Here is a 12285-nt window from a genome sequence, read left to right as displayed (position 1 = left end):
GGGGCGGGAAGATCGATGCTGAAAATTATCCCCAATGAGCCTGATGTTTCTTTTTTCGCTGGAGATAATCTTCATCCTGACGAAGCTTATCCCACCATTGTTTGAAAACTGCCGCAGCTGCCGCCTTAACAGGATCATTACCTCGCGAATTCAGGTGCCCCTCCTTCGCGTATTTTTTACCGCCTTTGTAATTGGCATAACGCCTTGCCCGGGTGTAGCCCATCTGAATAAATTTGCGCGCCATATCCATACCGACAAAATCATTCTGCTGTCGATAGAACTCGAAGAGCTGATAAATTTTCCTCGCAGATTCAATCGCCGATGCTTCATCTTTATAGCGCCAGTAGGGAAGAATTTCGCTTTTATAGGGTTCAACCAACAACACGCCCTGTTCACCTCTTCCTACCTGATAAAACTCCGGATGCTGGCGAAAATCGATGCTGGAAAAGTCTTGCTGGTAATTAAAAGGCTTAATGGCCATTATTTTCTCACGGGCTGGCTGATACACGTTATAAGCCTGGTACATAAGACTGAAGTGTGGCTAGTGGAATCTTCTGTATATTTATACAGAGAGCCCGCATAAAACCGGCAGGTTATTATTATGAAGATGTGGATGAAAGCAGGGAGTAAAAGGCAGAAATGACCGCGGAGTTGGGTTTTATGGGTAAACCGATGTCCGGTCGGTTCAGACGACAAAAACGCAAAGAGCCCATCCGTCAGGATGGGCTCTTCACTTGTTTGATGCCTGGCAGTTCCCTACTCTCACATGGGGAGACCCCACACTACCATCGGCGCTACGGCGTTTCACTTCTGAGTTCGGCATGGGGTCAGGTGGGACCACCGCGCTGTCGCCGCCAGGCAAATTCTGTTGTCAGAAACGAATCTTTTATCTTTCGTTCCCGAAAATCTGTAATCTAAGCTGAAAATCTCTCAAATCGCCAAAACATCTTCGGCGTTGTAAGGTTAAGCCTCACGGTTCATTAGTACCGGTTAGCTCAACGCATCGCTGCGCTTACACACCCGGCCTATCAACGTCGTCGTCTTCAACGTTCCTTCAGGACTCTCAAGGAGTCAGGGAGAACTCATCTCGGGGCAAGTTTCGTGCTTAGATGCTTTCAGCACTTATCTCTTCCGCATTTAGCTACCGGGCAATGCCATTGGCATGACAACCCGAACACCAGTGATGCGTCCACTCCGGTCCTCTCGTACTAGGAGCAGCCCCCCTCAATTCTCCAGCGCCCACGGCAGATAGGGACCGAACTGTCTCACGACGTTCTAAACCCAGCTCGCGTACCACTTTAAATGGCGAACAGCCATACCCTTGGGACCTACTTCAGCCCCAGGATGTGATGAGCCGACATCGAGGTGCCAAACACCGCCGTCGATATGAACTCTTGGGCGGTATCAGCCTGTTATCCCCGGAGTACCTTTTATCCGTTGAGCGATGGCCCTTCCATTCAGAACCACCGGATCACTATGACCTGCTTTCGCACCTGCTCGCGCCGTCACGCTCGCAGTCAAGCCAGCTTATGCCATTGCACTAACCTCCTGATGTCCGACCAGGATTAGCTGACCTTCGTGCTCCTCCGTTACTCTTTAGGAGGAGACCGCCCCAGTCAAACTACCCACCAGACACTGTCCGCAACCCCGATTAGGGGCCCACGTTAGAACACCAGCCATTAAAGGGTGGTATTTCAAGGATGGCTCCATGCAGACTGGCGTCCACACTTCAAAGCCTCCCACCTATCCTACACATCAAGGACCAGTGTTCAGTGTCAAGCTATAGTAAAGGTTCACGGGGTCTTTCCGTCTTGCCGCGGGTACACTGCATCTTCACAGCGAGTTCAATTTCACTGAGTCTCGGGTGGAGACAGCCTGGCCATCATTACGCCATTCGTGCAGGTCGGAACTTACCCGACAAGGAATTTCGCTACCTTAGGACCGTTATAGTTACGGCCGCCGTTTACCGGGGCTTCGATCAAGAGCTTCTCCTTACGGATAACCCCATCAATTAACCTTCCGGCACCGGGCAGGCGTCACACCGTATACGTCCACTTTCGTGTTTGCACAGTGCTGTGTTTTTAATAAACAGTTGCAGCCAGCTGGTATCTTCGACTGATTTCAGCTCCACGAGCAAGTCGCTTCACCTACCATCAGCGTGCCTTCTCCCGAAGTTACGGCACCATTTTGCCTAGTTCCTTCACCCGAGTTCTCTCAAGCGCCTTGGTATTCTCTACCTGACCACCTGTGTCGGTTTGGGGTACGATTTGATGTTACCTGATGCTTAGAGGCTTTTCCTGGAAGCAGGGCATTTGTCACTTCAGCACCGTAGTGCCTCGTCATCACACCTCAGCGTTAGTAACGTTCCGGATTTACCTGGAACATCCGCCTACATGCTTAAACCGGGACAACCGTCGCCCGGCCAACATAGCCTTCTCCGTCCCCCCTTCGCAGTAACACCGAGTACAGGAATATTAACCTGTTTCCCATCGACTACGCCTTTCGGCCTCGCCTTAGGGGTCGACTCACCCTGCCCCGATTAACGTTGGACAGGAACCCTTGGTCTTCCGGCGTGCGGGTTTTTCACCCGCATTATCGTTACTTATGTCAGCATTCGCACTTCTGATACCTCCAGCAACCCTCACAGGCCACCTTCAACGGCTTACAGAACGCTCCCCTACCCAACAACACATAGTGTCGCTGCCGCAGCTTCGGTGCATGGTTTAGCCCCGTTACATCTTCCGCGCAGGCCGACTCGACCAGTGAGCTATTACGCTTTCTTTAAATGATGGCTGCTTCTAAGCCAACATCCTGGCTGTCTGGGCCTTCCCACATCGTTTCCCACTTAACCATGACTTTGGGACCTTAGCTGGCGGTCTGGGTTGTTTCCCTCTTCACGACGGACGTTAGCACCCGCCGTGTGTCTCCCGTGATAACATTCTTCGGTATTCGTAGTTTGCATCGGGTTGGTAAGTCGGGATGACCCCCTAGCCGAAACAGTGCTCTACCCCCGAAGATGAGTTCACGAGGCGCTACCTAAATAGCTTTCGGGGAGAACCAGCTATCTCCCGGTTTGATTGGCCTTTCACCCCCAGCCACAAGTCATCCGCTAATTTTTCAACATTAGTCGGTTCGGTCCTCCAGTTAGTGTTACCCAACCTTCAACCTGCCCATGGCTAGATCACCGGGTTTCGGGTCTATACCCTGCAACTTAACGCCCAGTTAAGACTCGGTTTCCCTGCGGCTCCCCTATACGGTTAACCTTGCTACAGAATATAAGTCGCTGACCCATTATACAAAAGGTACGCAGTCACCCAACTAGTGGGCTCCTACTGCTTGTACGTACACGGTTTCAGGTTCTTTTTCACTCCCCTCGCCGGGGTTCTTTTCGCCTTTCCCTCACGGTACTGGTTCACTATCGGTCAGTCAGGAGTATTTAGCCTTGGAGGATGGTCCCCCCATATTCAGACAGGATACCACGTGTCCCGCCCTACTCTTCGAGTTCACAACCTGTGCGTTTTAGTGTACGGGAGTATCACCCTGTACCCTGCGACTTTCCAGACGCTTCCACTAACACACAAGCTGATTCAGACTCCGGGCTGCTCCCCGTTCGCTCGCCGCTACTGGGGGAATCTCGGTTGATTTCTTTTCCTCGGGGTACTTAGATGTTTCAGTTCCCCCGGTTCGCCTCGTTAACCTATGTATTCAGTTAACGATAGTGCAACGAATTGCACTGGGTTTCCCCATTCGGACATCGCCGGCTATAACGGTTCATATCACCTTACCGACGCTTTTCGCAGATTAGCACGTCCTTCATCGCCTCTGACTGCCAGGGCATCCACCGTGTACGCTTAGTCGCTTAACCTCACAACCCGAAGATGTTTCGTAAAACATCGTCGTGTCGCGAAAATTTGAGAGACTCGAACACACTTAAACAGTGTGTCGTTTCAATTTTCAGCTTGATCCAGATTTTTAAAGAGCAAATATCTCAAACGTCACCCGAAGATGAGTTTTGAGATATCGGTTGGTTGTGCCTTTCACTCACAGCCAGCAAGTGGCGTCCCCTAGGGGATTCGAACCCCTGTTGCCGCCGTGAAAGGGCGGAGTCCTAACCGCTAGACGAAGGGGACACGAGGTGTCGCGACTTCGCAGCCGTCTTGCTTCTTTACATCTATCAGACAATCTGTGTGAGCACTACAAAGGCAGGTTCTTTAAGGTAAGGAGGTGATCCAACCGCAGGTTCCCCTACGGTTACCTTGTTACGACTTCACCCCAGTCATGAATCACAAAGTGGTAAGCGCCCTCCCGAAGGTTAAGCTACCTACTTCTTTTGCAACCCACTCCCATGGTGTGACGGGCGGTGTGTACAAGGCCCGGGAACGTATTCACCGTGGCATTCTGATCCACGATTACTAGCGATTCCGACTTCATGGAGTCGAGTTGCAGACTCCAATCCGGACTACGACATACTTTATGAGGTCCGCTTGCTCTCGCGAGGTCGCTTCTCTTTGTATATGCCATTGTAGCACGTGTGTAGCCCTACTCGTAAGGGCCATGATGACTTGACGTCATCCCCACCTTCCTCCAGTTTATCACTGGCAGTCTCCTTTGAGTTCCCGGCCGGACCGCTGGCAACAAAGGATAAGGGTTGCGCTCGTTGCGGGACTTAACCCAACATTTCACAACACGAGCTGACGACAGCCATGCAGCACCTGTCTCAGAGTTCCCGAAGGCACCAAAGCATCTCTGCTAAGTTCTCTGGATGTCAAGAGTAGGTAAGGTTCTTCGCGTTGCATCGAATTAAACCACATGCTCCACCGCTTGTGCGGGCCCCCGTCAATTCATTTGAGTTTTAACCTTGCGGCCGTACTCCCCAGGCGGTCGACTTAACGCGTTAGCTCCGGAAGCCACTCCTCAAGGGAACAACCTCCAAGTCGACATCGTTTACAGCGTGGACTACCAGGGTATCTAATCCTGTTTGCTCCCCACGCTTTCGCACCTGAGCGTCAGTCTTTGTCCAGGGGGCCGCCTTCGCCACCGGTATTCCTCCAGATCTCTACGCATTTCACCGCTACACCTGGAATTCTACCCCCCTCTACAAGACTCCAGCCTGCCAGTTTCGAATGCAGTTCCCAGGTTGAGCCCGGGGATTTCACATCCGACTTGACAGACCGCCTGCGTGCGCTTTACGCCCAGTAATTCCGATTAACGCTTGCACCCTCCGTATTACCGCGGCTGCTGGCACGGAGTTAGCCGGTGCTTCTTCTGCGGGTAACGTCAATCGACAAGGTTATTAACCTTATCGCCTTCCTCCCCGCTGAAAGTACTTTACAACCCGAAGGCCTTCTTCATACACGCGGCATGGCTGCATCAGGCTTGCGCCCATTGTGCAATATTCCCCACTGCTGCCTCCCGTAGGAGTCTGGACCGTGTCTCAGTTCCAGTGTGGCTGGTCATCCTCTCAGACCAGCTAGGGATCGTCGCCTAGGTGAGCCGTTACCCCACCTACTAGCTAATCCCATCTGGGCACATCTGATGGCAAGAGGCCCGAAGGTCCCCCTCTTTGGTCTTGCGACGTTATGCGGTATTAGCTACCGTTTCCAGTAGTTATCCCCCTCCATCAGGCAGTTTCCCAGACATTACTCACCCGTCCGCCACTCGTCACCCGAGAGCAAGCTCTCTGTGCTACCGTTCGACTTGCATGTGTTAGGCCTGCCGCCAGCGTTCAATCTGAGCCATGATCAAACTCTTCAATTTAAGTTTGATGCTCGTGAATTAAACTTCGTAATGAATTACGTATGTTCACTCAGAGACTTGGTATTCATTTATTGTCCGAAGACATTAAGAATCCATGTCACTTTGAGTGCCCACACAGATTGTCTGATAAATTGTTAAAGAGCAGTGCAACGCGGCTTTCGCTCACCGTTGCGAGGTCCCGTATAATACGTTTTCCTCATTCAGAGTCAAGCGCTTATTTTTGCTTTTCTCTGCCGGCATTCATCGCTGAATCCCGCTGACCCGGCGGGCTGTAAGCCGTTGTTCCGTGTCAGTGGAGGCGCATTATAGGGAGTAATTCTGAAGTGGCAAGAGGAATTTCAAAAAAAAACTCCACCCGCTTATTTTTCAACCAAAGCTGCAGCTGAGAATACATTATCGCCTGGTTTTTAAACAAAAACGAGCCCAGCGGGCCCGTTTTTGCTGTTTTGTGATTTACTGCACTGCCACTATCCGGTCGTTTTTCACAACCAGCTGCACTTCTTTACCCGGTATCAGCTCTCCAGAGAGAATCTGCTGCGCCAGCGGGTTTTCGATCTGCTGCTGGATAGCACGTTTCAGAGGACGTGCGCCATAAACCGGATCGTAACCGTTTTCGCTCAGCAGCTTCAGTGCCTCATCAGAGAGGTGAACTTCATAGCCGCGTTCCTCAAGTCGTTTATACAACCGCTGCAGCTGAATCTGTGCAATAGAAGCAATGTGTTTTTCACCTAACGGGTGGAATACCACCACTTCATCAATACGGTTGATAAACTCCGGCCGGAAGCTTTGGCTAACCACGCCCAGAACCAGCTCTTTCATGTGGCTATAGTCCAGAGCCCCAAAACGTTCCTGAATGAGATCCGAACCGAGGTTAGAGGTCATGATGACGACCGTATTGCGGAAGTCGACCGTTCTCCCCTGCCCGTCAGTCAAACGTCCATCATCCAGTACCTGCAGCAGAATGTTAAAGACATCCGGATGCGCTTTTTCCACTTCATCCAGCAGGATGACGGAATAAGGACGACGGCGGACCGCTTCAGTGAGATAGCCGCCTTCTTCATAACCGACGTATCCCGGAGGCGCCCCAACCAGACGTGAAACGGAGTGTTTCTCCATAAACTCTGACATGTCGATACGTACCATCGCATCGTCGCTATCAAACATAAAGTTGGCCAGCGCTTTACAGAGTTCTGTTTTACCTACACCGGTAGGGCCCAGGAACAGGAACGAGCCGATTGGACGATTAGGATCGGATAATCCGGCACGGCTACGGCGGATTGCATTCGATACCGCTTCAACCGCTTCATTCTGACCAATGACGCGACTATGCAGCTCCTGCTCCATACGCAGCAGCTTCTCACGCTCGCCTTCCAGCATTCTGGCCACCGGGATACCCGTCCAGCGAGCCAACACTTCCGCGATTTCCGCATCCGTAACTTTATTACGCAACAGACGCATCGTCTTGCCTTCGGATTGCGTTGCCGCCGCCAGCTGTTTTTCCAGCTCCGGGATTTTGCCGTACTGCAGCTCGGACATCCGCGCCAGATCGCCGACGCGACGCGCCTGCTCAATAGCGATTTTCGCCTGTTCCAGCTCAGCCTTAATCGTCTGGGTTCCGGAGAGCGATGCTTTTTCAGCCTTCCACTCTTCTTCTAAGACTGAATATTGACGTTCTTTATCGGCCAGCTCCTCATTCAGCATATCCAGCCGCTTAATACTGGCTTCATCAGACTCTTTCTTCAGCGCCTGCTGTTCCAGCTTGAGCTGAATGATGCGACGGTCGAGTCTGTCCAGCTCTTCCGGTTTTGAGTCAATCTGCATCCGAATGCTGGATGCGGCTTCATCGATCAGGTCGATAGCTTTATCCGGCAGCTGTCGGTCGGCGATATAGCGATGAGACAGCGTGGCTGCCGCAACAATCGCCGGGTCGGTGATCTGCACGTGGTGGTGCAGTTCATAACGTTCTTTCAGACCACGCAAAATCGCAATGGTATCTTCAACGGTCGGCTCCGCCACGAATACTTTCTGGAAACGACGTTCCAGCGCGGCGTCTTTCTCAATGTACTGGCGATATTCATCCAGCGTCGTAGCGCCCACGCAGTGCAGCTCACCGCGCGCCAGCGCCGGTTTCAGCATGTTACCGGCGTCCATTGCGCCGTCCGCTTTACCCGCGCCCACCATGGTGTGCAGTTCATCGATAAACAGGATGACGTTGCCTTCCTGCTTGGCGAGATCATTCAGAACGCCTTTTAAGCGCTCTTCAAACTCACCGCGGTATTTGGCACCCGCCACCAGCGCGCCCATATCGAGCGCCAGCACCCGGCGCCCCTTCAGCCCTTCCGGCACTTCACCGTTGACGATCCGCTGCGCCAGTCCTTCAACAATGGCCGTTTTACCTACACCGGGTTCACCAATCAGCACCGGGTTGTTTTTGGTACGGCGCTGCAGAACCTGAATCGTACGACGAATTTCTTCATCGCGGCCAATCACCGGGTCAAGCTTGCCCTGCTCGGCACGTTCGGTCAGATCGACGGTAAATTTTTTCAAGGCCTGACGTTGGTCTTCGGCTCCCTGATCGTTCACGCTTTCACCTCCGCGCATTTGTTCGATCGCCTGACTCACGTTGGCGGTTGTGGCCCCGGCGGATTTTAAAAGGTCGGTCAGCGTGCCGCGTGATTCAAGCGCTGCCAGAACGAACAGCTCTGACGAAATAAAGTTGTCCTTTCTCTTTTGCGCCAGCTTGTCGCAAAGGTTCAGAATACGCACTAAATCCTGGGACGGTTGAACATCGCCGCCGGTACCTTCCACCTGCGGCAATCGGCTCAACGCCTGTTCAATATTGGTGCGCAACTCTCCGGCATTGATGCCCGCCGAAGTTAATAAAGGACGTATCGATCCCCCTTCCTGATTCAGCAAGGCGCTCATAAGATGAAGAGGTTCGATGAATTGGTTGTCGTGCCCGAGTGCAAGGGACTGGGCATCGGCAAGAGCAAGCTGGAATTTATTGGTAAGACGATCCAGACGCATAACTCCTCCCATAACAGGTCAAATTTGCTACTGGAGATTAAATGAGGTCATCCCTCAATTATTCAAGGTTAAAGACCTGAACTATGCAAAAATAAGTTTGCCTTCTGGATCGTCTTAGTTCGGGAGGTTATATCAGCCAGATGAAACTTGCCATACGACCCGTCGTCTTGTCGCGACGATAAGAGAAAAAATCATCTTTTTCGCTGAGGGTACAGCGGTCACCGCCAAAAATCTGCTCAACGCCAACGCTCGCCAGCCGCTGACGCGCAAGCTGATAGATATCAGCAAAATACTTTTCACCTGCAGGACGAAATGCGCGCTCCGCCTGAGTATCTTTTGCCATAAAGGCCTCACGCACCTCCGGACCAACCTCAAACGCGTCCGGCCCAATGGCGGGACCAAGCCAGGCCATGATGTTTTCCGGTTTATCGGCAAAACAGGCCACGGTTTCTTCCAACACGCCTTCACAAAGGCCCCGCCAGCCGGCATGAGCAGCCGCAACTTCCGTTCCCGCGCGGTTGCAAAAAAGCACCGGCAGGCAATCAGCGGTCATCACCGCGCATACCGTACCCGGTACATTGCAGTATGAAGCATCAGCGCGCTTTGACTGGTACGGCCCGCCGTCGAGCTTTAACACTGCCGTACCGTGAACCTGCTCCAGCCATACCGGGTATGACGGAAGACCGCCAGCGGCGAACATGCGCCGACGGTTCTCTTCTACGTGCTGCAGATTGTCTCCGCAATGGGCACCGAGGTTAAGTGAATCGTATGGCGACAAACTCACCCCGCCAGCGCGCGTGGAACTACAGGCTGCCACGCCTTCCGGCATTGGCCATTGCGGTACAATCAGTTTAGTCATAGCCAGTCAATATCGTCTTTATGGGTTTCAAAATCAGCGCGCATGGCATCAATCAAATCAACCATATCCTGTGGAATTGGCGCATGCCATTCCATCTCAATGCCGCTGATCGGATGGTATAAACGCAGCATGGTGGCATGCAGGGCCTGGCGATCGAACTTACGCAGAGCGGTGATGAACTCTTCCGATGCGCCTTTAGGCGGACGCGGGCGCCCGCCATAGACCTGATCGCCCACCAGCGGATGAGTGATGTGCGCCATGTGTACGCGAATCTGATGCGTACGGCCGGTCTCCAGGCGCAAACGCAGACGAGTATGAATGCGAAAATGCTCCATGATCCGATAGTGCGTCACCGCCGGTTTTCCCATAGGATGTACCGCCATATGCGTACGCTTGGTCGGGTGGCGGCTAATCGGTTCTTCCACCGTTCCGCCAGCGGTCATGTGACCAATCGCCACCGCTTCATACTCGCGGGTGATTTCGCGCAGCTGCAGGGATTCCACCAGGCGGGTTTGCGCCGGAATGGTCTTCGCGACCACCATCAAGCCGGTGGTGTCTTTATCAAGACGGTGCACGATCCCCGCACGCGGCACGTCAGCAATGGCCGGATAGTAGTGCAACAGCGCATTCAGCACAGTACCGTCAGGGTTGCCCGCGCCAGGGTGCACAACTAAATCGCGCGGTTTATTAATTACGAGGATGTCATCATCTTCATAAACGATATTGAGCGGAATATCCTGTGGTTGGAAACGGACTTCTTCTTCGATTTCAACATCGATAGCAATCGTTTCTCCCCCCAGCACTTTCTCTTTCGGCTTGTCGCTGACGCTGCCGTTTACCAGCACTCTCTGGTCAAGGATCCATTCTTTTATGCGCGAACGCGAATAATCCGGGAACAATTCGGCCAAAGCCTGATCTAAGCGTTGTCCGAGTTGATTTTCGGACACCGTTGCGTTGAGTTGTACTCGTTGTGCCATATACAGCTTCTTCGTTTTAACGTTGGGTTTTACGGCTTTGCCGTTTAATATAGTGTGCTATTGTAGCTGGTCTTAATCGGGAGCAGGAACAGAGATTCTCCCGCATAAACATTTTGAGGAAGTCAAAACGTCATGACGCGCATGAAATACCTGGTGGCAGCAGCCACACTGAGCCTGGCTTTGGTGGGTTGCTCTGGCTCAAAGGAGGAGGTGCCCGATAATCCGCCGAATGAGATCTACGCGACCGCTCAGCAAAAGCTGCAGGACGGTAACTGGAAACAGGCAATAACGCAACTGGAAGCGTTGGATAACCGTTATCCCTTTGGTCCTTATTCCCAACAGGTACAGTTGGATCTGATTTATGCGTACTACAAAAACGCCGATCTGCCGTTGGCTCAGGCAGCTATCGATCGCTTTGTGCGCCTGAACCCTACCCATCCTAACATTGATTACGTCATTTATATGCGTGGTCTGACAAATATGGCGTTGGATGACAGTGCGCTGCAGGGCTTCTTCGGTGTCGATCGTTCTGACCGCGATCCACAACACGCGCGCGATGCCTTTAACGACTTCTCCAAACTGGTTCGTGGCTATCCTAACAGCCAGTACGCTACTGACGCCTACAAGCGTATGGTGTTCCTGAAAGATCGTCTGGCGAAGTACGAGCTGTCGGTCGTGGATTACTATACCGATCGTGGCGCATGGGTTGCGGTCGTTAACCGCGTAGACGGCATGCTGCGTAACTATCCGGATACGCAGGCCACCCGCGACGCGCTTCCGAAAATGGAAAACGCCTACCGTCAGATGCAGATGAACGCGCAGGCGGACAAGGTTGCGAAAATCATCGCGGCCAACAGCAAGAACACCTGATAGCCTTAGATAAGCAAAACGGCAGCCGAGTGGCTGCCGTTTTTTTATTCGTTAAATTGTTAAGCTGAAGCGGTTTAGCGCCGAGTTAACTCATCAAATATGGCTCTCTTTCTTCCATTCCACAAGTAAAATCTCACCTGTTCCTGTCCTGTCTCACAAAACAGATTTGTTGACAAAAAGTGACAATAAAATGTGATTTAAATCACGCATTTTGACATTGGGCGAGGTATGCTGAGTTTACCAAGACGGGAAAGACAAGAGGTAAAATTTATGACAATGAACATTACCAGTAAACAAATGGAAATTACTCCGGCAATCCGCCAGCACGTCGCAGACCGTCTCGCCAAACTGGATAAATGGCAAACCCACTTAATTAACCCGCACATCATCCTCTCTAAGGAGCCGCAGGGTTTTGTCGCTGACGCAACCATCAATACGCCAAACGGGCACCTGGTCGCCAGCGCACGGCACGAAGACATGTATGCCGCAATTAACGAATTGATCAACAAGCTGGAACGGCAGCTCAATAAAGTGCAACACAAAGGGGAAGCCCGCCGCGCCGCAACGTCGGTGAAAGAGGCAGGCTTTGTGGAAGAAGAAGAGTAATCCTTAACTTAAGCTTGTGTCATGCCACGCGCCTTCGGGCGCGTTTTTTATTGACAGAGTGAAAACAGTACAGGTACTGTAATCCCCACTAACTCAAGGAATTCATCGTGAAACTGATCCCGTTTTTCTTCGCATTCTTTTTTACCTTCCCCTGAATGGGAGGCAATTCGTCGTGTGATAAAGAATGCG

The 12285-nt window shown here is 52.2% G+C and carries 7 protein-coding genes, 1 tRNA gene, 3 rRNA genes and 1 other annotated feature (1 of these 12 running past the window's edge); of the genes, 3 read left to right on the top strand and 8 right to left on the bottom strand.

Features of this window, described 5'->3' with window-relative positions:
* Positions 1-25 precede the first annotated feature (25 nt).
* The 8 genes from JLG71_RS06735 to rluD all read right to left on the bottom strand — a co-directional run bounded on the left by JLG71_RS06735 (position 26) and on the right by rluD (position 10620).
* Entirely contained in the window at positions 26-481 is a 456-nt protein-coding gene (locus JLG71_RS06735; protein ID WP_014230413.1) for a DUF4385 domain-containing protein, read from the bottom strand.
* A 262-nt stretch (positions 482-743) separates the two neighbouring features.
* Positions 744-859: ribosomal RNA gene (rrf, locus tag JLG71_RS06730) — 5S ribosomal RNA — on the bottom strand.
* Between the two features lie 100 nt (positions 860-959).
* A 23S ribosomal RNA gene (locus JLG71_RS06725) occupies positions 960-3865 on the bottom strand.
* 190 nt (positions 3866-4055) lie between these two features.
* Positions 4056-4130 (bottom strand) — tRNA-Glu (locus JLG71_RS06720).
* A gap of 87 nt (positions 4131-4217) precedes the next feature.
* Positions 4218-5757: ribosomal RNA gene (locus tag JLG71_RS06715) — 16S ribosomal RNA — on the bottom strand.
* The 16S, 23S and 5S rRNA genes sit together here with 1 tRNA gene alongside, the layout of an rRNA operon.
* 453 nt (positions 5758-6210) lie before the next feature.
* Complete coding sequence (clpB, locus tag JLG71_RS06710; protein ID WP_014226431.1) at positions 6211-8784, bottom strand: ATP-dependent chaperone ClpB; 2574 nt, start codon at positions 8782-8784, stop codon at positions 6211-6213.
* A 127-nt stretch (positions 8785-8911) separates the two neighbouring features.
* Positions 8912-9643 (bottom strand): purine nucleoside phosphorylase YfiH, encoded by a 732-nt coding sequence (yfiH, locus tag JLG71_RS06705; RefSeq protein WP_085520165.1) that lies wholly within the window; start codon positions 9641-9643, stop codon positions 8912-8914.
* The gene (gene rluD, locus JLG71_RS06700; protein ID WP_004853302.1) at positions 9640-10620 is read right to left on the bottom strand and encodes a 23S rRNA pseudouridine(1911/1915/1917) synthase RluD; all 981 of its coding nucleotides are present in this window, start codon (positions 10618-10620) and stop codon (positions 9640-9642) included. The genes yfiH and rluD overlap by 4 nt, the downstream gene beginning before the upstream one ends.
* Positions 10621-10752: 132 nt before the next feature.
* Here rluD and bamD point away from each other — a divergent pair, with 132 nt between their 5' ends.
* The 3 genes from bamD (at position 10753) to pheL (ending at position 12251) form a co-directional block, all read left to right on the top strand.
* On the top strand, positions 10753-11490 hold the full coding sequence (gene bamD, locus JLG71_RS06695; RefSeq protein ID WP_004853303.1) for an outer membrane protein assembly factor BamD: 738 nt from the start codon (positions 10753-10755) through the stop codon (positions 11488-11490).
* Between the two features lie 270 nt (positions 11491-11760).
* Entirely contained in the window at positions 11761-12096 is a 336-nt protein-coding gene (gene raiA, locus JLG71_RS06690; protein WP_004104616.1) for a ribosome-associated translation inhibitor RaiA, read from the top strand.
* A 106-nt stretch (positions 12097-12202) separates the two neighbouring features.
* Positions 12203-12285: a sequence feature (Phe leader region), on the top strand; it runs 42 nt beyond the window's last position.
* Positions 12204-12251 carry a pheA operon leader peptide PheL gene (gene pheL, locus JLG71_RS06685; RefSeq protein ID WP_101706155.1) on the top strand — a complete coding sequence of 16 codons (48 nt, stop codon included), beginning with the start codon at positions 12204-12206 and terminating at the stop codon, positions 12249-12251. It overlaps the preceding feature by 48 nt.

The sequence above is a fragment of the Klebsiella michiganensis genome (genome assembly GCF_015139575.1).
Classification (GTDB): Bacteria; Pseudomonadota; Gammaproteobacteria; order Enterobacterales; family Enterobacteriaceae; genus Klebsiella; species Klebsiella michiganensis.
The sequence above is the reverse complement of the archived record's forward strand: the minus strand, read 5'-3'. Positions and strand labels throughout refer to the sequence as shown.